We start from the raw sequence: 23,380 nt of genomic DNA, 5'->3' as shown, positions 1-23,380 counted from the left end.
ATAATAGAGTAACATTTATTGTGAATTATATATTTGCATAGTAATTGTACTTTTTTTACAAGCACCTTGTTTTATCTCAAAAACACATAAGAATTTGAAAAAGATCAACAATTAAGTCAAACAGAGCGCTATCTTATAAAACTATTACGTTTCTATGATTTTAAATTGCGAATATGAGATATGCATAACTTCAATTAAATTTTACAGACGTTGAAATCCAAAATAAAAAATTCTTTTAGCAACAAAAAAAGCAGATAGTGTTGTTCTATCTGCTTTGGAAAAAATAATCATTCGATTGGTTGTTTCTTATCGTCCAATGTAAAACCCTCTCCAATTACATCATGAACTTCTGAGACAGAAACAAATGCATGAGGGTCAACGGATTGTATAATACTTTTTAGTTTAAATAATTCGTTTTTTGCCACTACACAATAGATAACTTCACGGTCTTCTTTAGTGTAATGACCATGTCCATTTAAAATTGTGACGCCTCTGTCCATTTGTTTAGTTATACGGTCGGCAATTTCATCTTGTTTACCGGAAATAATAATTGCTCCTCTTGCAGCATACGCACCATCTTGTACGAAGTCAATTACTCGAGCACTGACGAAGACAGCGACAAGTGTATACATCATTGAACGTGAATTAAGAAAAGTTGTCCACGACAGTACAATTACGATAGCGTCAAACATGAACATTGTTTTTCCCATCGGCCATCCGATATATTTATTAACTAGACGTGCAATAATATCAACGCCTCCAGTAGTACCGCCATATCGGAAAATAATACCGAGTCCAGCACCTAGGAAAACACCTGCGAATAATGCAACTAAGAACATATCGTCCTTCAAACCAATATCAATCTGATAAATTTGGAAGATTTTCATGAAAACAGAGACAGAAACTGTTCCAATCAATGTATAAACAAACATTTTACGTCCAAGTAATTTCCAACCGAGTATAAACATCGGTACATTTAGTACTAAGTTCATCAATGCTGGATCCCATTTGAAAACGAAATACAAAATTAAAGTGATTCCTGTAAAGCCGCCTTCTCCTAGTTCATTTTGAACGTTAAAATGAATAAATCCAAAACTGAAGATAGCTGCACCGAGAATAATAAACAGTACATTTTTTAATTTAATATTTGGCATTGATTTTCACCTCATTTTTGGTTAGTAGACTGTATAATAGAAATGGCTGTAAGAAAAACTGAATAAGTAGTTTATCCATTACCTATTTGATTTACAATAGAGAGAGGTCAATGGCAATCACTCTTGATAAACCATATGGAAGAGTTTACATATTTTCTTTTATAGAAATATATTATCTTGTATTTTCGACATTTTGACAACTACAAGTATTATTGATTACGATGAATAGAGGAGAGTTGTATATATGAGCAAGGATGTAACAATGCAACAAATGCAAAAACAAGTAGATGAATACATAGGACAGTTTAAGGAAGGTTACTTTCCGCCATTTGAATTATTAGCACGATTGACAGAAGAACTTGGCGAATTATCAAGAGAAGTGCAAAATGTCTATGGCATGAAAAAGAAAAAGCCTACAGAAGCAGTCAAATCATTAGAAGAGGAATTTGGAGACTTTTTATTTGTCCTCATCTGTTTTGCAAATGCAGAAAATATTGATATGGCAGAAGCTTTACAAAGAGTTTTACATAAATTTGAAACACGCGACAAAGATCGCTGGACTAGAAAGGAAGAAAATTAATGACAATTCGTGTTGCAATAGCTGGGCCAAGAGGTAAAATGGGATCCGAAGCTGTACATACAGTAATGAAGAGCGATCAAATGGAATTAGTAGCAGTACTTGACCATAGAGAAATCGCAAATTCACTGGAGAATTATACAGAATTCCCTAATACTTATCATGTACCTGTTTTTAGAAATTTAGAAGATTTGTTTAAAACGTCAAAACCAGATGTTTTTGTGGATTTAACCACACCTGAAGCTGTGTATAAGCATACGAAAGAAGCACTTCAAAATGGTGTGCGTCCAGTTATTGGTACGACTGGTTTTACAGATGAGCAATTAGAAGAATTAACGGAACTATCCGCCAATTTACAACTTGGTGCCATCATTGCACCAAATTTTGCAATAGGTGCAGTTTTAATGATGAAATTTTCACAAATGGCAGCAGCCTATTTACCAGAAGTTGAAATTATTGAAATGCATCATGATAGAAAATTAGATGCTCCTTCAGGCACGGCGATTAAAACAGCCCAATTAATACAAGAAAATAGAAGAAGTCACAAACAAGGACATCCAGATGAAGTAGAAACACTTCCAGGTGCTAGAGGTGCTGATTTTGAAGGTTTACGTATTCATAGCGTACGTCTTCCTGGACTTGTAGCTCATCAGCAAGTACTATTTGGTGGAGAAGGACAATTACTCACTCTACGCCACGATTCATTTAACCGTACGTCATTTATGTCAGGTGTAAAGTTTTCAATTGAAAAAGTAATGGAGCTAGATGAATTAGTATACGGCTTAGAAAATATTTTATAAGAATGGAATGAGCTCTGTGAAAATTAGTTTAATCGCGCATGATAATAAAAAGGATAGTCTAATCCAATTCGTAACAGCATATCGTGATATTTTAGCCGAACATAGCTTATATGCGACAGGAACGACAGGGCAACGTGTTATCGATGAAACGGGTTTACCAGTTACAAGATTCCGTTCAGGACCTCTTGGAGGAGATCAACAAATTGGTGGAATGATTGCTGACAATGACATGGATATGATTATTTTCTTCCGAGACCCATTAACAGCACAACCACATGAGCCAGATGTTTCTGCATTAATCCGCCTATGTGATGTCTACCAAATTCCTTTAGCGACAAATATGGGAACTGCTGAGGTACTACTTAAAGGACTACAAGAGGGTTTTATTGACTGGCGATTAATAGAAGAACGAAGAAATTAATGCCTTTCACCAACGACTAACTGTTAAAATGAATTAATTCCCGAGAGTATTTAGATAAATATTCTACAAAAATAGATGTAAGTAAGAAAGAAAGGAAGTGGTCGGGTGCGTAAAATGAAAATTGGTATAACTTGTTATCCGACTGTTGGAGGCTCAGGTGTTATTGCTACTGAGCTTGGTAAGATGTTGGCTGAGAAAGGTCATGAAATTCATTTCATCACTTCTAGTATGCCTTTTCGCTTAAATAAAATTTATCCAACTATTTTTTATCATGAAGTTGAAGTAAATAGTTATTCCGTATTTCAACATTCTCCATATGATATTGCGCTAGCAAGTAAAATGGCAGATGTTATTAAAAGTGAGAAACTAGATGTGTTGCATGTGCATTATGCTATTCCACACGCTGTATGTGCGGTGTTGGGACGAGATATGGCAGGTGAAGATGTCGGTATAGTTACAACGCTCCACGGTACTGATATTACGGTATTAGGCTATGATTCATCACTTACTGGCGCAATCCGTTATGGTATTGAAAAATCTGATATTGTAACTGCTGTTTCGAATTCCTTGAAGCGCCAAACTTATGAACTAATCGAAACAAATAAACCAATCGAAACAATTTATAATTTTGTTGATGAACGGGAATATACACCAAAAGATGGCACACAATTAAAGCGAGATTTTGGCATATTGGATAATGAACGGGTACTAATTCATGTATCAAATTTCCGGAAAGTAAAACATATTCCAGACATTATCAAAACGTTTATTCAAGTGAGAGCGCAAATGCCTGCAAAATTACTACTTGTTGGAGATGGACCTGAAAAGCATCGAATTATGGAAGAAATAAAGAAATGTCCATTTGTGAATGATATTTTGTTTTTAGGGAAACAAGATAATTTATCTGAACTTTATGCGATGAGTGATTTGAAATTACTCATGTCTGAAAAAGAATCGTTTGGCCTTGTTTTATTAGAGGCAATGGCTTGTGGTGTACCTGGAATTGGTACGAATGTTGGCGGTATACCAGAAGTGATTGAACATGGTCAGAATGGTTATATAGTAGAGTTAGGTGATACAAATCAAGCAGCTAAATATGCTATCGATTTACTACAAGACGAATACAAATTACAATCTTTCCGTGAAGCGGCAATTTATAGAGCAAATCATTGCTTCCATTCCTCGAAAATAGTGGAGCAATACGAGGCTCTTTATGAGAAGGTGGCACGGAAAAATGAAGTTAGATGAGAATTGGCAAGCCGCTTTTGATATCATACAATCTTTAGAGAAGTTTGGTTATGAAGCGGTTATTGTTGGAGGTGCAGTAAGAGATTATTTACGAGGCCAGTTAGCCAATGACGTCGATGTTGCAACGAGTGCTTTACCTGAAGAAGTGAAAACTGTTTTTTCACGTACTGCAGATGTCGGTATCGCTCATGGAACAGTATTAGTGATTCATTCTCTTAGTCCCGTAGAAGTCACAACATATCGAACAGAAGGAGAGTATGCAGATCATCGTCGGCCGAATGATGTGCAATTTGTACGTTCCTTAGAAGAAGATTTAAAACGCCGTGATTTCACGATTAATGCAATGGCTATGCGTGGGTCAAAAGAAATAGTAGATCTATTTGGTGGACAAAGTGATTTATCATCTCAAATAATACGGGCTGTGGGGAATGCTAGTAGTCGTTTTAGTGAGGATGCACTGCGAATGCTTCGCGCAATCAGATTCAGTGCACAGCTCGGTTTTGCTATTGAAGAAGAAACCTTCAAAGCAATCCGTAATCAAGCAGAAGATATAGGCTTTATTGCGAAAGAACGGATAAAAGTAGAATTTGACAAAGTATGGACAAGTTCAAATGTGCAAAAAGCGATTCGTTACGTAAACGATACGCGGCTTGTCGACCATTTACCGGGAGATTTTTCGAAACATGTAGAGTATTGGCGTACTTTCGAGAGCTTTGGAAATCCAGTTAACGGCTGGGCGTTTTTCATTTTATTACAACAGGATGAAAATGCTGTTCAACTTTTAAATACGTTTAATTGTTCAAACAAAGAAAAAAATTATGTGAAACAAGTATTACAAGCTTATGAAATTAGGACTACTTCTGGATGGACTGCGAGAGACTATTTTGAGTTTGACTTACCAATATTAGAAATTGCAAATGATTTTGCTGTGAAATTTTTGCATTCGAATGACGATTTAAAACGATCCGAAATTGTACAGAAAAAGAATACACTAGCCATTCAATCACGTTCTGAAATTGTCGTCAATGGCCGAGACTTGATTGAGTGGAGCGGTAAAAAAAGTGGACCGTGGTTAAAAAGGGTAATCGATAAAATAGTCGATGAAATACTATTAAATAAACTTGTCAATGATCGACAAAAGATAAAGGATTGGTTCACTCATGAAAGCAACATTGAAAAATGAAATTATTAAGCGATTAGTTGAGGCTAATGGAGAACCAATCTCCGGACAACAGCTAGCAGATGAATTTGGCATCTCTAGAACGGCAATTTGGAAGCATATGAAGCAACTTCAAGAAAAGGGTTATGCCTTTGAAACAGTAAAAAAAAGAGGCTATGTTTTAACCGCAACGCCTGATACAGTCGACGATGCAAATATTTCAATGGCTCTTGAAACGGAAAATTTCGGCAACCGTATTATATATGAACAGTCAATGACCTCTACTCAAGCAATTGCACATAATAAAGCACAAGAGGGAGCGCCAGAAGGTACTGTTATCATTTGCGAGGAGCAGACAGCGGGCCGTGGCCGTATGATGCGTGAATGGAAGTCGACGAAAGGTAAAGGGATTTGGATGAGTGTCATCCTTCGACCAGAGATAGCTCCTTATGAAGCGCCTCAATTTACTTTAGTAGCTGCAGTGGCATTGACTAAAGCTATAGCTGACATAACAGGTGTACAACCAGAAATTAAATGGCCAAATGATTTATTGATAAATGGTAAGAAATGTACTGGGATTTTAACAGAATTACAAGCAGATCCTGACCGCGTAAATGCAATTATTATGGGGATCGGTATAAACGTAAATCATCAGCCAAATGATTTCGATGAAGAAATAAAAGACATCGCAACATCCCTTAAAATAGCTAATGGCAAACATATAGATCGTGCAACTTTAGTTGCTAAAATACTTTATTACTTAGAAATTTACAGTTCACAATATGTAAAAGAAGGTTTTGAACCGATTAAGTCTCAATGGGAAAGTTATTCTTGTACTATTGGAAATCGTATTCGAGCATCAACATTGCAAGAAGTATTCATTGGTAAAGCAATCGGAATAACAAATGATGGTGTTTTACAATTGCAATTAGATGATGGCACAATAAAAGGTATCTATTCGGCTGATATTACACTCGAAAAATAAAGATTGGCATGTATCGACAAACTTGTTATAGTTGAAATATAGGACAGTATCAATTTGATTGAACTGTACCTCGCTATAAAAACTATAACTAAAGAGATTCGCCTTGATCTAGTAATAGACAGGGACGGAAGAAAACGATGCAATTCATTGAATACGCAACCCTTCTGTCCATTTTTAGACAGAGGGGTTTTTTGTTTTCTTCCTGAATAGAGGAGGAAGCGTTTTGAAAACAACGACTCATTTTTTGAAAATGAAAGAGCAAAGCGACAAAATTGTTATGCTTACTGCATATGATTACCCATCTGCAAAACTAGCTGAAGAAGCTGAAGTAGATATGATTTTAGTAGGTGATTCCCTTGGTATGGTCGTGCTTGGCTATGATTCAACTGTTCCAGTGACAGTCACAGATATGGTCCATCATGCAAAAGCTGTAAAAAGAGGAGCAAAGGATACTTTTATCGTAGTTGATATGCCGTTTGGTTCATATCATGGAAATATTGACCAAACACTGCAAACTGCGATTCATATGTTTCAACAGACAGGTGCTAGTGCCTTAAAAGTTGAAGGGGCAGAGGCTGTTGTCAATGTCATATCCTCTTTAGTAAATACAGGGATTCCAGTAGTAGCACATTTAGGTTTACTACCACAATCTGCGGCAGTTCTTGGGGGGTATAAAGTGCAGGGAAAAACAGCTGTTGCTGCAGAAAAATTATTACAAGATGCAAAAAAAGTCGAAGAGGCGGGAGCATGTGCGCTTGTTCTTGAATGTATACCATATCAGCTAGCAGCAGAAATTACAAAAGCACTTAAAATCCCAGTAATAGGAATAGGTGCGGGAGCAGATGTTGATGGACAAGTACTCGTTTACCATGATGCTCTTGCATATGGAACTCACCATGTACCGAAATTTGTTGAAAAGTTTGCACCTGCAGGAGAATTGATGTTAAAAGGTATCGAAAGCTATACAAAAGCAGTTAAGCAAGGTTCTTTTCCAAAAGTAGAGCATCGCTTCACGATGACAGATCATCAACTTGAACAGCTATACGGAGGCATAAGAAAATGAAAATCGTTTCAACTATCAAAGAATTAACGGCACACATTACTGCAGCAAAAAAAGCTGATAAAACAATCGGTCTCATTCCGACAATGGGCTATTTACATGAAGGTCATATGGCACTAGCAACAGCTGCACGACAAGAAAATGACATGGTTGTCATGAGCCTTTTCGTCAATCCTGCGCAATTTGGGCCCAACGAAGATTATGAAAGTTATCCAAGAGATTTAGATCGTGATTCGAAGATTGCAGAAAAAGTAGGCGTTGACTTTTTATTCGCTCCTTCTGCCAGTGAAATGTACCCGACTAATGGAGGTATTCAAATATTGGCTGGTCCACAATCTAACATTCTTTGTGGTGCAACAAGACCTGGACATTTCGATGGGGTATTAAAAATTGTGACAAAGCTTTTCCACATCATTCAGCCAACAAAGGCTTATTTTGGACAAAAAGATGCACAACAGCTAGCGCTTATCGAAACTTTGGTGCGTGATTTTAATTTTCCTTTAGAAATTAGAAGTGTGCCAATTGTTCGAGAAGAAGACGGTCTAGCGAAAAGCTCCCGAAATGTATTTTTAACGGAACAACAACGTAAAGAAGCGGTAGTAATTCATCAAGCGTTGAGTCTTGCTAAAAACCATTATTTCGAATTTGATAATAATATTGAGGCTACAAATCTTGCAAAAGAGCACATTGAAGCTAATTCAAATGGTCAATTGGATTATTTGCAAATGCTAAGTTATCCAGATCTTACTGAAGTGACAGAGCATTCTAAAAAAGTCTTGCTTGCTACAGCCGTTTACTTTGGTAACACACGCCTAATCGACAATATTATTTTTCAAAGAAAAGGGGAATAAATGATGTTTAGAATGATGATGAATGCAAAAATCCACCGTGCAGTTGTAACACAAGCGGACTTAAATTATGTAGGTAGTATTACCATTGATGAGGATTTACTCGATGCTGTTGGTATGCTACCAAATGAAAAAGTACATGTTGTTGATAATAATAACGGTGCTCGTTTTGAAACATATATTATAGCAGGAGAGCGCGGTAGTGGTGTTATTTGTGTAAATGGTGCTGCAGCTCGTTTAGTGCAAAAAGGTGATGTCGTCATTATTATGTCTTATGCCTATGTTAATGACGAAGAAGCAAAAAAACACAAACCAACTGTAGCAATTATGCAGCAGGGGAATATGATTAAAGAACTCATTCAATATGAACCAGAAGCGACAGTTATGTAAGGTTAGAGGCATCCATTTTTGGGTGCTTTTTTAGTGTCTTGAGACGTGAATACTCAGCAAAATAACAAAGGGGCTAGTTAATGCAACAAATGAATGAGTTAGCGCAACAAACAGCTAAATTAGCACAACAAACAATAGAAATGACACAACAATCACGCTACTTAGCACAACAATCTGTAAAATCCATGTTTCTGCACATCGACTTCAGCTATTCTGCTCAAAATGTGATAGAATTTTGAATATAAACTGATCGGAAAGTTGTGAAGTAAATGATGGACAGTCAAACATATGCAATCGTAGATTTAGAAACGACAGGTCACTCATCTCAAAATGGGGACCGCATCATTCAAATAGCGATTGTTTTAATGAAAGATTGGGAAGTGCAGTCAACTTTCACCACTTTCATTCACCCAGGGAAGAAAATTCCTCGTTTTATTCAAGACTTGACGAATATAACGGACAATGATGTCAAAGATGCGCAACCATTTGAAGCGTATGCTGAAAAAATTTATAACATTTTACAAGATTGTATTTTTGTAGCGCACAACACTGATTTTGATTTGCCTTTTTTACAAGCTGAATTTAAAAGAGCTGGTTTACCAAAATGGTTTGGAAAACAAATGGATACAGTTGAATTATCGAAAATATTATTCCCAACAGCCTTTAGCTATAAGCTACAAGATATAGCTATGGAATTGAATATTTCATTGAAACAAGCACATCGTGCAGATGATGATGCCTATGCAACAGCATTATTATTAAAACGTGGTTGGGAAGAGCTCTTAACTCTCCCGCTTTCTACAATTGAACAATTGCATCAGCGTTCTTTCAGGTTAAAATCAGATTTATCGCAATTATTCTTTGATGCGATTCAGATTAAAAGAGCTGTAGCTAAACAATCAGAGCTTCACTTCTATTATAAAAATATAGCTTTAAGGGGAGCAGTTATTGAGGGTAAGTCAGAAATTAAGTTAACATATCCACAATCTATTGCTGAAAAAGAGGCATTATTTACTAGAGCTTTCAAAGATTTTGAAGTGCGTCCTGATCAATTTAAAATGATGGACCAAGTCTGGCATGCCTTGAAAATAAAACAGGAAGTATTGACTGAAGCGTCGACGGGAATTGGTAAAACAATAGCGTACTTAATTCCTGCAATTATTTATGCCAAACAAACAAATGGTAAAGTAGGTATTAGCTCATACACTTCGCATCTTCTTGACCAACTATTAGCAGAAGAATTACCAAAAGCAGAAGCGATTTTACAAACATCTATTAATGTAACCTTATTAAAAGGAATGGAGCACTATATCGATGTGGATCGTTTTGCTGATCTTTTTGTTGCTGAAGATGCTTCCTATGATGAATCGTTTACAATGATGCAACTACTCGTTTGGCTTGCGAATACAACGACAGGAGATTTAAATGAAATTACATTGTCCGGTGGTGGACAATTACTATTAGATAAAGTACGACGTTCATCGGCTGCGACTATTTCTCGTGGTAAAGGTTACTTTGACTTTTATGAAAATGCGATTAAAAAAAGCAAAACGGCAGATCTCATTATTACAAATCATGCTATGTTGCTATCTGACTTGACGCGAGTTGAGCCAGTTCTAGCATCAGTTAATGGCTGGATATTAGATGAAGCGCATCAATTTATTCAGGCAGCTACACTAAGAGATGAAAAAGCACTTTCGTATACACAATGGAAGTACATTTTTGGTCAACTTGGATCTGTCGATGATCATCAGTTAATTCATAATTACTTTAAATTGATGGCTGATAGTGGGAAAATCCCGATTAGGCAATTATCAAAATTAGAAATAAAATACTGTGAGATGGTACAAATTTTTGATAAAGCAATTTATCAGCTGATTAATCAATTAAACGTTCAAAAGTCAGGTTCACGTCATAATAAGCGTACTTATCCTTTAAATTCGCTCATGATTAAGCAACCTTTATTTGAAAAAGTGAGTCATAGTATACAGGAATGGGTACAGCTTGCTCAGGAACTAAGTGATATATTTCAGCAAAATCCTGATGATTTATCACCTACTCAGCAAACGATACTATCAGACTGGTATTACTGGTTACGTGAATTAACGATAAAAGTGGCTGAATGGGATGCCATCTTTTTATCCGATGAAGTAGATTGTTCAGCTTGGATTGAGTTAGACCAACGTAGTATCCCTGGGAGTCTACATGTATATAAACGCCCTATACACGTCGCACAATCTGTCACGGCTGTTTTAGACAGTTTCCGTACGCGAGCAGGGATAATTTGGGCATCTGGTACATTAACTGTACCGAACAATCGCCGTTTTATCGCGGATCAATTAGGCCTTCAAAGTACGGTGCCACTATTTCAATTCCAGGCACCCTCATCATACTACGATGGTGCGAGCCTTTACATTGTTGATGATATGCCTGAAATTCAACAAGTTTCACAAACGGAATATGTGGAAGCTGTAGCAGATGCGATTGTTCAAACTGTACTGGTTACTGAAGGGCGTTGTTTCGTACTATTTACGTCTCAAGATATGCTCAGAAAAACGGTTGAGTTAATTCAAGAAACGGAAGCATTAAGTGAATATATGCTCTTTGCTCAAGGTATGTCTTCAGGTAGTCGAATGCGATTACTGAAGCTATTCCAGAAGTTTAATCATTCCGTATTATTTGGTACGAATAGCTTTTGGGAAGGTGTGGATGTGCCAGGTGATGCATTGTCAGCAGTCATTGTAGTGCGTTTACCATTTTCAGCTCCAGAAGAACCGATTTTCAGAGCCAGGGCGGAAGCATTAAATGAGCAAGGGTTGAATTCATTTTATAAGTTAGCACTACCTGAGGCCATTTTACGCTTCAAGCAAGGTTTCGGTCGTCTAATCCGCTCGTCTCAAGATAAGGGTGTTTTTATCGTTTTAGATCGAAGAATTGAGACGAAATCGTATGGGAAGGAATTTATACGTGCTCTTCCAGCAATTCCGGTGAAAAAAGTATCCCTACAACATATGGTCTTAGAATTAGAACATTGGTATAATAAAAAAGTATGAGGATAGAAAGCAGGTCGATCATATGGAAAGACTATTTGAAGTACAATCAGCTAGTAAGATATGTTTTCAGCTGAGCTTCAATCAACATGAAAATGCGTTTAGTAAAATTATTTCGATGTCAGAGCTAGCGCATTTAATTGAAAGCAATATGAAGCCTATCTTCACGATAAATGAAACGTAAGGTGATATAATGAAAAATTGGATCAAGTTCTTTACGATATTTTTGTTAATCCTGTCGTTATCAATTGTCGTTATTGTTGCTTGGAAATCTTATTCACCGTTTTACATTTCGGAGAAAGACGCTAAGCAAGTTGTGCTTGATGCAGATAAGCTAGTGACTGTCACCGATACATATGTATATAACGGTAAGAAACCGTATGTTACGGTAATAGGAACAGATAAGGCAGGAAAGAAAAAAGCTGTGTTTGTTCCAAAAGATGATAGTAAGGCAAAGCTAGAAGAAGTTTTAATGGAGGATGGCACTTCTGAAAAAGAAGCACTTTCTGTAGTGTCGAAAAAAGATAACGTGAAAGAAATCCTTCATACCAAATTAGGTATAGAAGAGCCCGGCGTTGTTTGGGAGATTACGTATCTTAATCAAGAGGATAAACTAAATTATGTTTACATTCTGTTCGAGAACGGACAGTGGTGGAAGCGTATTTTGAACTTGTAAAAAAAGGGGAAGATTAACTTGAAACAGCATTTAGCAGACCGTGTAAAAACTTTAACACCTTCAACAACTCTAGCAATTACAGCTAAAGCAAAAGAATTGAAGGATCAAGGAATTGATGTTATTGGATTAGGCGCGGGTGAGCCTGATTTTAACACGCCAAAAAACATCTTAGATGCAGCTGCAGACTCAATGATGAAAGGCTTCACGAAATATACACCTGCTGGCGGTCTACCAGCATTAAAACAAGCTATTATTGCTAAGTTAGAAAGAGACAATAATCTTACGTATGCACCAAACGAAGTTATGGTTGGTGTAGGTGCGAAACATGTCCTTTATACATTGTTCCAAGTGTTATTAAACCCTGGAGATGAAGTAATTATCCCAATTCCATATTGGGTAAGTTATCCAGAACAAGTGAAGTTAGCTGGCGGTGTACCAGTACATTTAGAAGCTACATCAGAACAACAATACAAAGTAACAGCTGAACAACTTCGCGGTGCTATTACTGATAAAACACGTGCACTTATTTTAAACTCACCAAGTAACCCTACTGGTATGGTTTATACAAAAGAAGAATTAGCAGAAATTGCTGCAGTTTGTGAAGAAGCAGACATTTTAATCGTGTCAGACGAAATTTATGAAAAACTTGTATATAATGGAGTTAAACATTTCTCAATCGCACAACTTTCAGATAGTGTGAAATCACGTACAATGGTTATTAACGGTGTAGCGAAATCTCACTCTATGACAGGATGGCGTATTGGATATGCAGCAGGTAATGCTGAAATCATTAAAGCAATGACTGACTTAGCTAGTCATTCAACTTCTAATGCAACAACTACAGCACAATATGCAACTATTGAAGCTTACAATGGTCCACAAGATGCAGTAGAAGAAATGCGTCAAGCATTTGAATCACGTTTAACAGAAATTTATCCAAAAATAAATGCAATCCCTGGCTTCCACGTGTTGAAACCAGAAGGCGCATTCTACTTACTACCAGATGTATCAGAAGCGGCAGCTAAAACAGGTTATGAATCTGTTGATGCATTTGCTAAAGCTTTATTAGAAGAAGCAAATGTTGCTGTAATTCCTGGTTCTGGCTTTGGCGCTGAAAAAACAGTTCGTCTTTCGTATGCAACTTCTTTAGAAGCATTAGAAGAAGCTGTTTCGCGCATGGAGAAATTTGTGAAATCTAAATGGCAAGATTAATACTCTAACAATTAAGCAGACTGTCTATGTATAGGTAGTCTGCCAACTTGTTTAAATTGCAGGAGGTCTATATGAAGAAAATTCGAATTCAAGACATGTCAAATTACGTTGGCGAAACAGTTAAATTAGGTGTTTGGCTTGCAAATAAACGTTCAAGCGGTAAGATTGCATTTTTACAATTACGTGATGGTTCAGGATTTGTCCAAGGCGTAGTAGTAAAAGCTGAAGTACCTGAAGAAGTATTTGTAACTGCTAAAGGCTTACATCAAGAATCATCTCTTTATGTAGTTGGTGAAGTAACAAAAGACGAACGCTCGGCGTTTGGATATGAGCTACAAGTAAAAGAAATCCAGGTGATTTCTGAAGCAAATAATTACCCAATCACACCTAAAGAACACGGTATTGAGTTCCTAATGGACAACCGTCACTTATGGTTACGTTCTCGTAAACAACACGCGATTATGAAAGTTCGTAATGAAATCATCCGTGCAACATACGAATTCTTCAACGATAATGGCTTTACAAAAGTAGACCCACCGATTTTAACGGGCTCAGCTCCTGAAGGAACATCAGAATTGTTCCATACAAAATATTTCGATCAAGATGCGTACCTTTCTCAATCCGGCCAATTGTATATGGAAGCAGCTGCAATGGCATTAGGAAAAGTATTCTCATTTGGTCCAACATTCCGTGCAGAGAAATCAAAAACTCGTCGTCACTTAATCGAGTTCTGGATGATTGAGCCGGAAATGGCTTTTGTTGAACATGACGAAAGCTTAGAAGTACAAGAACAATATGTTTCTTACATCGTACAATCAGTTCTTAAAAACTGTAAAATCGAACTAGAACGTTTAGGTCGCGATACATCTAAATTAGAACATATTCAAGCACCATTCCCACGAATTTCTTATGATGATGCCATCAAGCTTTTACATGAAAAAGGATTCGATGATATCGAGTGGGGAGAAGATTTTGGTGCCCCTCACGAAACAGCAATTGCTGAGCATTATGATAAACCAGTCTTTATCACATGCTACCCAGTAGGGATTAAACCGTTCTATATGCAACCACATCCAGACCGTGATGACGTCGTATTATGTGCGGATTTAATCGCACCAGAAGGCTACGGTGAAATCATCGGTGGCTCTGAACGTGTCCATGACTTTGAGTTAATGAAACAGCGTTTAAAAGAACATGACTTAGATGAAAGTGCATATGCTTGGTACTTAGACCTTCGTGAACAAGGATCAGTACCACATTCAGGTTTCGGTCTTGGCTTAGAAAGAACAGTAGCGTGGATCACTGGGGCAGAACACGTACGTGAATCAATCCCATTCCCACGTTTACTAAATAGACTATATCCTTGATTAAATGCTGATGTGGCCCGTTTAGCCCTAATAAGCACTGGAAGGCTCGAATCAAAGACGTTCTTTGCCTTTGACTGAGAGGCTGAAGTGACCTCGAAGGGCAGGCCACTGAAGTTGGATATGTGATTATAGTAAAAAGGTAGGCAACCTAAGTACCGGGCATCCGGTCTCAATGGTTGTTTGAACCATGTTCTTGTATGCCCAGGTGGTTAGTTTTACCTGGACAAGCAATGAAAACAATTAATAACACCTAACAAGAAGAACCGCAATTTATTGCGATTCTTCTTGTTAATTTTCAGACAAAAAAGGGGAGTTCGATAATGACGAACGAAGCTGATCGACTCCGAATTTGGATAGAGCAGGGAAATGTTACTATTTCTCAGCTTTTTTTTAAGTTTTATAAGGAGTTAGGCATCCAAGATTTAGATGCCATGCTTATTATGCATTTGACTGCATTTCATGAAGACGGGAATAAATTTCCTACACCAACAGATATAGCGAATAGAATGCATTTAACTGAGGATGAAATAGCCTCGAGTTTACAAAGACTAATGCAAAAAGGTTTTATAGAAATTTTACAAAAAGTGGACGAGCTTGGAGTATTATTTGAAACCTTTAATTTACAGCCATTATGGGTGCGTCTAGTCGACTGTATAACGGAAAAAACAGTTAAAAAGGTAGAGGTGAGCTCGAAGTTAAAAGAAGGCGAGCTGTTCAACTTATTTGAGCAAGAGTTTGGACGATTTCTATCACCAATGGAATCTGAAACAATCTCAATGTGGCTAGATCAAGATGGTCATTCTCCAGAAGTGATTCGCAAAGCATTAATTGAAGCTGTTTTGTCACAAAAACTAAGCTTACGTTATGTTGACCGGATTTTATTCGAATGGAAAAAGAAAAATGTCAAAACACCTCAAGATGCCGAAAAACTAGCGCAAAATTTCCGGCAAAATACTTTACCAACACGACCACAACCACCCCAGGTTGAACCACAACAAACAAAAAAAGTGCCATTCTACAATTGGTTAGAAGAACGCGAATAGGGGGTACACATGCTAACGAAGAAACAATGGGATTATTGCTTAGAGGAAATGGAAAAGATGTTTCCGGATGCTCATTGTGAGCTAGTACATGATAATCCTTTCGAATTAACGATAGCCACATTACTATCTGCGCAATGCACAGATGTGTTAGTTAATAAAGTTACAGCAAAGTTGTTTCAAAAATACAAAACGCCAGAAGATTATTTAGCGGTACCTTTAGAAGAGTTAGAGCAAGATATTCGTTCTATTGGATTATTTCGTAGTAAGGCTAAAAATATTCAAATGATGTGCCATATTCTATTAACAGAATTTAATGGTGAAATCCCTGCCAATAGGGAAATGCTTGTTACATTACCGGGCGTAGGGCGAAAAACAGCGAACGTTGTTTTGTCTGTCGCATTTGACGTCCCGGCACTTGCGGTAGATACCCATGTCGAAAGAGTTGCAAAACGATTAGGTTTATGTCGTTGGAAAGATTCGGTATTGCAAGTTGAAGAAACCGTGATGAAAAAAACCCCAATTGAAAAATGGTCGAAAACACATCATCAGTTAATTTTCTTTGGACGTTATCACTGTAAATCACAGAATCCTCAATGCCAGGTATGCCCACTTTTTGACGTCTGTAGAGAAGGGCAAAAACGCGATAAGAAAGGTCTTGTTAAGCGATGATAGTATGCCGAAAAGAGGCTATTTCTAAAGAACAAGTTGACCAATGGCTAGCTAACTGGGAGATATTACGAGAGGAAATCCATAGTTCACATGCTGCCCGTGATGGCAAAGCAAAAGATATAATGCAAAAAGGAATCGGTTTGTATGAAACGTTTATCATAAAAGCCTCTAATGTTACATTAGAGAGTATTCAACTATCCGATGAATATGAAGCTTTGCCGATAAATGGTGCTGAACGTTTGCAATTCATTAAACGAAGACCAGGTCAGTATGCATGTTATCGTCAACTAGATGAATTGTTTATTGAAACGAAAAAGAGAATGGCTCGTCTACGTCTTAAAAAGGATTGACAGTTAAATTTATATAAAAGAAAGAGCAGCAATCTCCAATGGAGATTGCTGCTCTTTTCATATTATTGATATTGATCGTTACTGTTTGTAGCTTGTTTATTATCATTACTAGGGTCATCATTTGTGCCACTGGTATCGACTTCTTCTTCATCTTCATCAGGTTTTATTCCTTCAGTATTATCTACAGGTGGTGTACCGTTATCAGGATTGTTAGTACCATTATCACCTTCATTAGGTTCCTCTGGTACAACAGGTACTTCAGGCACTTCTGGTTGTTCATTTTCTTCAGGAGGTGTTACTTCCTCTTCAGGAGGTGCCGCCTGAATTTGAATCGATGTCGAAACAGCCTCACTCTTCTCATTATCTGCAATTGCTATTACTGAGAAGACATATGTTTTACCATCTTGAGGCGTGCTATATGTGTACGCCTTATCACTCGTTTGAGTTAGTTTTTGTTCACCACCACCATCTACCGACACTGAAACTTCGAAGGTAACACTCTTATCTTTAGGTTCTTTATGTGCCCAAGTTAAGTTAATTGCATTGGCTTCTTCGTCGAATGTTGCTTTTAAGTTAGTAGGTGCTTCTAACTTCTCAACTTCTTCTACAGGAGCAGTATTTGTAGGAACTGTTCCTTTAACGAATAATTCGGTGGACGTTCTATCTGCTGGTGTACTTGAACTTGCTAATTGTAACGGATTTGAACCTTTCACAATTTTAGCTTCTACAACTGAATTTGGTTTTTTAAAGTTTGGTGTTGTTGTATTCGCTGAAATTTGGCTCATTACTGTTTTAAATAATCTTTGTGACAATAATCGTTCATCAGTTGTAGTAATTGGATCTTTACGGTTTTTATAGCCACTCCATACAGAAATAGAATACTTACTTGAATATCCTGCGAACCAAGAATCTGGAACAGCCGATTCAGGTAGATTATATTTTTGGAACTCATCTGCACCATAGTTTGTTGTACCTGTTTTACCGGCAATATCTAAGCCTGGAATAGCTGCTGTAGTTCCAGATGCACCGTATTTTGGACCAACTACATCACGTAGCATATCAGTAACCATATATGCAGTGTAATCATTCATAGCAGGTGTAGGATCTGGAGTATATGATTTTGCTGTTTTCCCATCTCGATAGACAATTTTCTTAATTGAATGTGGTGAAGTGTAAATACCGTTATTCCCGAATGCAGCATATGCTCCTGCCATTTCTATTGGAGATAAGCTGATTTTACCACCACCGATGGCATCAGATTCATAAATTTCGTCTGCTTCAATACCTAAATTATTGACAAATTTCTTCGCTTTATCTGGTCCCACTTCTTTGAAAAGTTTTACAGCAGGTACGTTACGAGAAGTATAAAGGGCTTCGCGAAGAGTCATATCCCCTTTATATAATTTATCAAAGTTATTAATTTGTTTAGAAGTACCAGTATAGAACATTTTTTCATCCGTTATGGTTTGTCCTGTCGAATATTTTAAATTTTCGATTGCAGGACCGTAGTCCATTAGTGGTTTCATAGTCGAACCGGGTTGGTTTTTAATAGCCTCAGCATAGTTTAAACCGCGTTCAGGTCCATAATTACGGCCACCTCCGACAGCTACAATTGCACCAGTTTCAGTATCAATTACTGCCATCCCTGATTGAATCTCTTTTGTAGGGAATATATCTGAATTCATAGTAGATTCAACAATTTTTTGAGCTGAAGAATCTAATGTTGTATAGACATTAATCCCTTCTTCTAATGACTTCCCATCCCCATTTTCAGCAAGCTCTTTTAAGACTATATCGATATACGCATCATATTTTGACGTTGATACTGTTTTACGTTTGTTTTCAGGTAATAGTCCAACTTCAACATCGACACTTTTTGCTTCTTCCATTTGCTCTTTTGTTATCTTTTTGTGTTGATACATTAAACCTAAAACGGTATTACGACGTTTTTCGGCATTTTCAGGATATTTGAACGGATTATACGCGTTAGGTAGCTGTGACATACCTGCTAGAAGAGCCATTTCTTCTAGTTTTAGATCTTTTAACTCTTTCCCATAGAAGTATTTTGATGCAGTACCATATCCATAAATACGACCGGACATTAATACTTTGTTAAAGTACATTTCGAAAATTTCTTCTTTAGAGTACTCACGCTCTAATTGGATAGCTAAATAAGCTTCTTGTGCTTTACGCTTAAGTGTTTTTTCATTTTGTAAAAATGTGTTTTTAATAACTTGCTGTGTTAATGTACTAGCACCTTGTGCACCAAAGCCTTGTGTTAAATTGGCTAGAATAGCACCTCCAAGGCGATAAAAGTCAATTCCGTTGTGACTAAAGAAGCGAACATCTTCCGTCGCCAATATAGCATCTTTCATATCTTCAGGGATGTCTTCATAAGCTACATGTTCTCGCTTTTCTAAGCCCATCGTATAAAATACTTTTCCGTCAGAATCATAGAATTTAGATGATACAGGATCCTTTAGTAACTCTTCATCTAAGTCAGGTGCGGTAGCTGCATAATATGCAAATAGGGTAGCGCCTGCAATAAATAGAACAATACCTACGGATACTATTGCTATTAAAAGACGTTTAAGCCAAACTTTCATTGGTTTTTTTTGCTTTTTTTCTTGATCGCGCATTTTTCTTCTTTGTCCTCGAGAATTAATTTCTTGCCCCATTAAATTCTCCTCACTTTCTAACAAACATTCATAATTTATGGCAGCATCTTACTTACTGCTTGTAAATAATCGATACGTGGACTATAAGTTGGTGTTACTTCAATTGCTTGTTCCTCAAATTCTACTAAAGAAATTGATTTGCGACCACCTGTAAGCATTCTAGTCCAAGCATTTTGCAGCATTTCTAAAGGTACTACAAAATAACGTTCCATGGAAGAGAAACGTATTAATAGAAAACAAATACCTCGCTGCTTTGCAACAACTGTCATATGTTCAACCTGATGCGGATGAACGTTTTTTAAAGGGAAAGATGTTTTACTTTCCGTTTCCTTGGCGTCAAAGTCGATATGGTAACCTTCATATATACCATTGTAGTCCGTAGTAGAAGGTGTTCTAAAATATGCTTCCCGTATAACAGCCGCACTTCTTGAGGGATACTCTACTTTGACGATTTGTACCGGAACAGGTTTCTTATGGATGACTGCTATTTGTCTTTGTAAATAAAAATCATTTGCTTCATCAATTTCATCTTCTAAAGTTTTGCCCCGATTGCTATAGGAATAATCCTTTATTCTCCTTTTTTTTACTTCAGAAGTTGGTGGAGTATACTTTTTTCCGTTTGGATAGCGAATTGCCATTTGACCACCTCGTTAACAATAATAATAACATATTTTTATGAACAAAAATTATAGCAGAAATGACAGAGATTTTTTCTATTTATATCGAACTCGCACTTGTTTTGTCTTGTGGAAAGGATTATTTCAATTTATAAGGAAATCATAACGCTAGGAGGCGATTATGATGCAAAGAATATCTCATTTACTTACTCAACTTGAATTAATCGATCAGTTACTACAAGCACAAATGTCTGTGGAACGTCACACCGGAATTCAAAAACATATGAATGACATTGCAACAGTTCAACACCGCCTAAGTAATCTTGAAAAACAATCTAAAGGAATATTTGTTCGTGCATAAGTAGTTTCTTTTCCGATATTTTGATACACTGAAATTATATGAATACTTAAAATGAAAATGGAGGTGTGTTTAAATGCTATTATCTACCACAGAAAAATTATTAAAAGAATGCGATGCATGTTGGCAACGATTTTTACGTATGCGAGAGGAGGACACATCTCCAGATTTTTTTCTTGAAGTTAAACCACATGCTGATGCTTGGCATGCAATATTAGTAACTTGGCAGTCAGAGTCTGAGAAATGGATACTATTAAATAAACCTAAATATATGCACAAAACACAAATTGATAATGCGCTAGATGCGATGGATCAATTTGTGGTGCAGTCTTTTTATAAAACAACGAGTAAAAAACGATTTTATCAATCTATACAATCGGTGAAATATACATTAGAAACTTTTTTACGCTATTTGCGTGAGGATGGTGAACAACATGTTGCAGAAAAAAACGATTGATGAGCTATTAGCAGAGTGGCAACAGTATCCGGAAATGATGGAGAGAATTGAGCACCGACATACAATTGATGCCAAGCAAGCAAAGCTCGTTCCTTTTTCCGACAAATTACACCCTTCTTTAGTAAAAGCTTTACAAAAGCGTGGTATTAATCAGCTTTACTCGCATCAAAGAGAAGCATTCGATTATGCGACTACTGGGCAATCTTTTACGGCCGTCACACCAACTGCCTCTGGAAAATCCCTCTGCTATCATTTACCCGTTTTACAAGCTATTCTAGAAAATAAAGCCTCACGTGCCCTGTATCTATTCCCGACAAAAGCTCTTGCACAAGATCAAAAAAGTGATTTGAATGAGTTGATAGAGCAAAGTGGAGAGGAAGTTTTAAGCTTCACATATGACGGAGATACTTCACCTGGCATACGTCAGAAGGTTCGTAAGGCTGGTCATATTGTTATGACTAATCCCGATATGTTACATTCAGGGATATTACCTCATCATACGAAATGGGTTTCGCTATTTGAAAATTTAAAGTATATTGTCCTGGATGAGTTGCATACATATAAAGGAGTATTTGGAAGCCATGTTGCTCACGTTATTCGACGTTTGCAACGTATTTGCCGTTTTTATGGGAGTAATCCAATCTTTATATGTACATCAGCGACAATCAAAAACCCGAAAGAACTGGCAGAGAATCTAACGAACACAAAACACCAATTAATTTCTGATAATGGGGCACCTGTCGGGAAAAAAACATTCCTATTTTATAATCCACCAATTATTCACCCAACTTTCGGTGTTCGAAGAAGTGCTATTTTAGAAGTGAGAGATTTAGCTAGAAAATTATATGAAGCACAAATTCAAACAATTATATTTGCTAAAAGTCGTGTGCGAGTGGAAATGCTTGTTACGTATATGAAGGAATTGACGAAAAAGAAAATCCAAGATGAATCAATTCGAGGTTATCGAGGAGGATATTTACCTTCAGAGCGAAGGTTAATTGAAAAAGGTTTACGTGATGGCACCATTCAAACAGTTGTGAGTACGAATGCATTAGAGCTCGGAGTTGATATTGGTCAATTGCAAGCTTGTATTATGACGGGATACCCTGGAAATATTGCGAGTGCATGGCAACAAGCAGGGCGTGCAGGCAGAAGGCAAGATGCAGCACTAATTGTTTATGTGGCACAATCTACCGCATTAGATCAATACATTATAAATCATCCTAATTATTTATTAGGAAGTTCTCCGGAAGAAGCCCGTATTTATCCTGACAATATGCTCATTTTAATGGATCATTTAAAATGTGCTTCTTTTGAGTTGCCTTTTAAAACGACAGATATGTACGGAGAGTTCGAGATTCAAGAGTTATTGGAATATCTACAACAAGAAGGCGTTCTTATAAAAACGTCCGAGCAGTGGCATTGGATGAGTGATAGTTTCCCAGCACACGAAATTAGTTTGCGTTCAGCATCGCAAGAAAATGTCGTCATCATAGATCAATCTATTCCCGCAAATACTCGTGTAATTGGAGAAATGGATCGATATAGCGCGCTTACACTACTTCATGAAGAAGCTATATATTTACATCAAGGTGTGCAATTTCAGGTAGAAAAACTTGATTGGGAAGAGAAGAAAGCTTATGTCCGTGAAGTGGATGTTGATTATTTTACAGATGCTAATCTAGCTGTTGAATTAAAAGTTATGAGTGAGGATAAGCAAAAGTATCTTGGCCAAGCAGAAGCAGCATTTGGTGATGTTATGATTCTGGCTACTGCAACTATTTTTAAGAAAATTAGATTTGACTCACATGATAATATTGGCTCTGGCCCAATTCATCTACCGCCTGAAGAACTTCATACGAGTTCTACTTGGTTATCATTTGAGCAGCCTACAAACTGGACAGAAGATGATTTAACAAGCGCTATGACAGGTGTGGCGTTTGCGATGAACAGTTTTATTCCATTATTCATTCAAAGTGATCGCAGTGATGTCCATGTCATACCTCAAGTGAAGGCGGTGCATTCAGAGAAACCAACATTCTTTGTTTATGATCGTTATCCGGGTGGCATTGGGTTGAGCGAAAGGGTGTATGATATTTGGGAGCCACTTATTCAGCATGTGTTTGAACATGTTGATGCATGTCCATGTCAAAATGGTTGCCCTTCTTGTATAGGTGCACAAGATTTAAGTGATAAAGGTAAAAACCAAGTATTGAATTTTTTGAAATCATTTCTATTAGAAGAGTTGGATGATTAATATG

Annotated in this window: 24 protein-coding genes; 21 read left to right on the top strand and 3 right to left on the bottom strand. The window is 37.1% G+C overall.

From position 1 onward, the window contains the following. Positions 1-287 precede the first annotated feature (287 nt). Entirely contained in the window at positions 288-1,154 is an 867-nt protein-coding gene (locus ACQKM9_RS15055; protein WP_427735159.1) for a YitT family protein, read from the bottom strand. Positions 1,155-1,398: 244 nt separating this feature from the next. On the opposite strand from ACQKM9_RS15055, the gene ACQKM9_RS15050 reads away from it, so the two are divergent. The 18 genes from ACQKM9_RS15050 (at position 1,399) to ACQKM9_RS14965 (ending at position 17,009) form a co-directional block, all read left to right on the top strand. Further along, on the top strand, positions 1,399-1,734 hold the full coding sequence (locus tag ACQKM9_RS15050) for a nucleotide pyrophosphohydrolase (RefSeq protein WP_427735157.1): 336 nt from the start codon (positions 1,399-1,401) through the stop codon (positions 1,732-1,734). Further along, positions 1,734-2,531 (top strand): 4-hydroxy-tetrahydrodipicolinate reductase, encoded by a 798-nt coding sequence (gene dapB / locus ACQKM9_RS15045; protein WP_427735156.1) that lies wholly within the window; start codon positions 1,734-1,736, stop codon positions 2,529-2,531. The genes ACQKM9_RS15050 and dapB overlap by 1 nt, the downstream gene beginning before the upstream one ends. A gap of 16 nt (positions 2,532-2,547) precedes the next feature. Next, positions 2,548-2,952, top strand: a complete 405-nt coding sequence (gene mgsA, locus ACQKM9_RS15040; RefSeq protein ID WP_427735155.1) for a methylglyoxal synthase — start codon at positions 2,548-2,550, stop codon at positions 2,950-2,952. Positions 2,953-3,057: 105 nt separating this feature from the next. Continuing rightward, complete coding sequence (gene bshA, locus ACQKM9_RS15035; RefSeq protein WP_427735154.1) at positions 3,058-4,200, top strand: N-acetyl-alpha-D-glucosaminyl L-malate synthase BshA; 1,143 nt, start codon at positions 3,058-3,060, stop codon at positions 4,198-4,200. Further along, entirely contained in the window at positions 4,187-5,383 is a 1,197-nt protein-coding gene (locus ACQKM9_RS15030) for a CCA tRNA nucleotidyltransferase (protein WP_427735153.1), read from the top strand. Before bshA ends, ACQKM9_RS15030 begins: the two co-directional genes overlap by 14 nt. After that, positions 5,361-6,344, top strand: coding sequence for a biotin--[acetyl-CoA-carboxylase] ligase (locus ACQKM9_RS15025; RefSeq protein ID WP_427735152.1), 984 nt, complete (start codon positions 5,361-5,363; stop codon positions 6,342-6,344). Before ACQKM9_RS15030 ends, ACQKM9_RS15025 begins: the two co-directional genes overlap by 23 nt. A 223-nt stretch (positions 6,345-6,567) precedes the next feature. Beyond that, positions 6,568-7,407, top strand: a complete 840-nt coding sequence (gene panB, locus ACQKM9_RS15020) for a 3-methyl-2-oxobutanoate hydroxymethyltransferase (RefSeq protein ID WP_427735151.1) — start codon at positions 6,568-6,570, stop codon at positions 7,405-7,407. Further along, positions 7,404-8,255, top strand: a complete 852-nt coding sequence (gene panC / locus ACQKM9_RS15015; protein ID WP_427735150.1) for a pantoate--beta-alanine ligase — start codon at positions 7,404-7,406, stop codon at positions 8,253-8,255. The genes panB and panC overlap by 4 nt, the downstream gene beginning before the upstream one ends. Positions 8,256-8,258: 3 nt before the next feature. Further along, a complete protein-coding gene (panD, locus tag ACQKM9_RS15010) occupies positions 8,259-8,642 on the top strand; it encodes an aspartate 1-decarboxylase (protein WP_193738939.1) in 384 nt (127 codons plus the stop codon). Positions 8,643-8,722: 80 nt separating this feature from the next. Further along, positions 8,723-8,881, top strand: a complete 159-nt coding sequence (locus ACQKM9_RS15005; protein WP_427735149.1) for a hypothetical protein — start codon at positions 8,723-8,725, stop codon at positions 8,879-8,881. A gap of 30 nt (positions 8,882-8,911) precedes the next feature. Beyond that, positions 8,912-11,695 carry an ATP-dependent DNA helicase DinG gene (gene dinG, locus ACQKM9_RS15000; RefSeq protein ID WP_427735148.1) on the top strand — a complete coding sequence of 928 codons (2,784 nt, stop codon included), beginning with the start codon at positions 8,912-8,914 and terminating at the stop codon, positions 11,693-11,695. Between the two features lie 22 nt (positions 11,696-11,717). Then, complete coding sequence (locus ACQKM9_RS14995) at positions 11,718-11,876, top strand: hypothetical protein (protein WP_427735147.1); 159 nt, start codon at positions 11,718-11,720, stop codon at positions 11,874-11,876. 9 nt (positions 11,877-11,885) lie between these two features. Further along, positions 11,886-12,368: a DUF5590 domain-containing protein gene (locus tag ACQKM9_RS14990; RefSeq protein WP_427735146.1), complete on the top strand. Its 483-nt coding sequence runs from the start codon at positions 11,886-11,888 to the stop codon at positions 12,366-12,368. A gap of 18 nt (positions 12,369-12,386) precedes the next feature. Further along, a complete protein-coding gene (locus tag ACQKM9_RS14985) occupies positions 12,387-13,580 on the top strand; it encodes a pyridoxal phosphate-dependent aminotransferase (protein ID WP_427735145.1) in 1,194 nt (397 codons plus the stop codon). A 71-nt stretch (positions 13,581-13,651) separates the two neighbouring features. Next, positions 13,652-14,947: an asparagine--tRNA ligase gene (gene asnS / locus ACQKM9_RS14980; protein WP_427735144.1), complete on the top strand. Its 1,296-nt coding sequence runs from the start codon at positions 13,652-13,654 to the stop codon at positions 14,945-14,947. A 320-nt stretch (positions 14,948-15,267) separates the two neighbouring features. Beyond that, the gene (locus ACQKM9_RS14975; RefSeq protein WP_427735143.1) at positions 15,268-15,990 is read left to right on the top strand and encodes a DnaD domain protein; all 723 of its coding nucleotides are present in this window, start codon (positions 15,268-15,270) and stop codon (positions 15,988-15,990) included. 9 nt (positions 15,991-15,999) lie between these two features. Continuing rightward, positions 16,000-16,659, top strand: a complete 660-nt coding sequence (gene nth / locus ACQKM9_RS14970) for an endonuclease III (RefSeq protein WP_427735142.1) — start codon at positions 16,000-16,002, stop codon at positions 16,657-16,659. Further along, a complete protein-coding gene (locus ACQKM9_RS14965; protein WP_427735141.1) occupies positions 16,656-17,009 on the top strand; it encodes a YpoC family protein in 354 nt (117 codons plus the stop codon). Before nth ends, ACQKM9_RS14965 begins: the two co-directional genes overlap by 4 nt. 62 nt (positions 17,010-17,071) lie before the next feature. On the opposite strand, the gene ACQKM9_RS14960 is transcribed toward ACQKM9_RS14965, so the two are convergent. Beyond that, positions 17,072-19,687: a PBP1A family penicillin-binding protein gene (locus ACQKM9_RS14960; RefSeq protein ID WP_427735140.1), complete on the bottom strand. Its 2,616-nt coding sequence runs from the start codon at positions 19,685-19,687 to the stop codon at positions 17,072-17,074. Positions 19,688-19,722: 35 nt separating this feature from the next. Further along, positions 19,723-20,325 (bottom strand): Holliday junction resolvase RecU, encoded by a 603-nt coding sequence (recU, locus tag ACQKM9_RS14955; protein WP_427735139.1) that lies wholly within the window; start codon positions 20,323-20,325, stop codon positions 19,723-19,725. 163 nt (positions 20,326-20,488) lie between these two features. Here recU and ACQKM9_RS14950 point away from each other — a divergent pair, with 163 nt between their 5' ends. The 3 genes from ACQKM9_RS14950 to ACQKM9_RS14940 all read left to right on the top strand — a co-directional run bounded on the left by ACQKM9_RS14950 (position 20,489) and on the right by ACQKM9_RS14940 (position 23,376). After that, the gene (locus tag ACQKM9_RS14950) at positions 20,489-20,665 is read left to right on the top strand and encodes a hypothetical protein (RefSeq protein WP_427735138.1); all 177 of its coding nucleotides are present in this window, start codon (positions 20,489-20,491) and stop codon (positions 20,663-20,665) included. A 73-nt stretch (positions 20,666-20,738) separates the two neighbouring features. Next, the gene (locus ACQKM9_RS14945) at positions 20,739-21,119 is read left to right on the top strand and encodes a YppE family protein (protein ID WP_427735137.1); all 381 of its coding nucleotides are present in this window, start codon (positions 20,739-20,741) and stop codon (positions 21,117-21,119) included. Next, positions 21,097-23,376: a DEAD/DEAH box helicase gene (locus tag ACQKM9_RS14940; protein ID WP_427735136.1), complete on the top strand. Its 2,280-nt coding sequence runs from the start codon at positions 21,097-21,099 to the stop codon at positions 23,374-23,376. The genes ACQKM9_RS14945 and ACQKM9_RS14940 overlap by 23 nt, the downstream gene beginning before the upstream one ends. The last annotated feature ends 4 nt before the right edge of the window (positions 23,377-23,380 follow it).

The sequence above is a fragment of the Viridibacillus sp. NPDC093762 genome (assembly GCF_050279675.1).
Classification (GTDB): domain Bacteria; phylum Bacillota; class Bacilli; order Bacillales_A; family Planococcaceae; genus Viridibacillus.
Note: the sequence above shows the minus strand (reverse complement) of the source record. Positions and strands in the feature narration are given on the sequence as shown.

What these genes read in the sequence shown, in the direction of transcription:
- asnS (WP_427735144.1), top strand. Translation starts at nt 13,652, where the DNA reads ATGAAGAAAATTCGAATTCAAGACATGTCAAATTACGTTGGCGAAACA.
- ACQKM9_RS15025 (WP_427735152.1), top strand. Translation starts at nt 5,361, where the DNA reads ATGAAAGCAACATTGAAAAATGAAATTATTAAGCGATTAGTTGAGGCT.
- ACQKM9_RS15005 (WP_427735149.1), top strand. Translation starts at nt 8,723, where the DNA reads ATGCAACAAATGAATGAGTTAGCGCAACAAACAGCTAAATTAGCACAA.
- ACQKM9_RS14960 (WP_427735140.1), bottom strand. Translation starts at nt 19,687, where the DNA reads ATGGGGCAAGAAATTAATTCTCGAGGACAAAGAAGAAAAATGCGCGAT.
- recU (WP_427735139.1), bottom strand. Translation starts at nt 20,325, where the DNA reads ATGGCAATTCGCTATCCAAACGGAAAAAAGTATACTCCACCAACTTCT.
- ACQKM9_RS14950 (WP_427735138.1), top strand. Translation starts at nt 20,489, where the DNA reads ATGCAAAGAATATCTCATTTACTTACTCAACTTGAATTAATCGATCAG.
- ACQKM9_RS15030 (WP_427735153.1), top strand. Translation starts at nt 4,187, where the DNA reads ATGAAGTTAGATGAGAATTGGCAAGCCGCTTTTGATATCATACAATCT.
- ACQKM9_RS15050 (WP_427735157.1), top strand. Translation starts at nt 1,399, where the DNA reads ATGAGCAAGGATGTAACAATGCAACAAATGCAAAAACAAGTAGATGAA.
- dinG (WP_427735148.1), top strand. Translation starts at nt 8,912, where the DNA reads ATGATGGACAGTCAAACATATGCAATCGTAGATTTAGAAACGACAGGT.
- ACQKM9_RS14940 (WP_427735136.1), top strand. Translation starts at nt 21,097, where the DNA reads ATGTTGCAGAAAAAAACGATTGATGAGCTATTAGCAGAGTGGCAACAG.
- ACQKM9_RS15055 (WP_427735159.1), bottom strand. Translation starts at nt 1,154, where the DNA reads ATGCCAAATATTAAATTAAAAAATGTACTGTTTATTATTCTCGGTGCA.
- ACQKM9_RS14995 (WP_427735147.1), top strand. Translation starts at nt 11,718, where the DNA reads ATGGAAAGACTATTTGAAGTACAATCAGCTAGTAAGATATGTTTTCAG.
- dapB (WP_427735156.1), top strand. Translation starts at nt 1,734, where the DNA reads ATGACAATTCGTGTTGCAATAGCTGGGCCAAGAGGTAAAATGGGATCC.
- ACQKM9_RS14975 (WP_427735143.1), top strand. Translation starts at nt 15,268, where the DNA reads ATGACGAACGAAGCTGATCGACTCCGAATTTGGATAGAGCAGGGAAAT.
- ACQKM9_RS14990 (WP_427735146.1), top strand. Translation starts at nt 11,886, where the DNA reads ATGAAAAATTGGATCAAGTTCTTTACGATATTTTTGTTAATCCTGTCG.
- ACQKM9_RS14965 (WP_427735141.1), top strand. Translation starts at nt 16,656, where the DNA reads ATGATAGTATGCCGAAAAGAGGCTATTTCTAAAGAACAAGTTGACCAA.
- ACQKM9_RS14945 (WP_427735137.1), top strand. Translation starts at nt 20,739, where the DNA reads ATGCTATTATCTACCACAGAAAAATTATTAAAAGAATGCGATGCATGT.
- nth (WP_427735142.1), top strand. Translation starts at nt 16,000, where the DNA reads ATGCTAACGAAGAAACAATGGGATTATTGCTTAGAGGAAATGGAAAAG.
- panD (WP_193738939.1), top strand. Translation starts at nt 8,259, where the DNA reads ATGTTTAGAATGATGATGAATGCAAAAATCCACCGTGCAGTTGTAACA.
- panC (WP_427735150.1), top strand. Translation starts at nt 7,404, where the DNA reads ATGAAAATCGTTTCAACTATCAAAGAATTAACGGCACACATTACTGCA.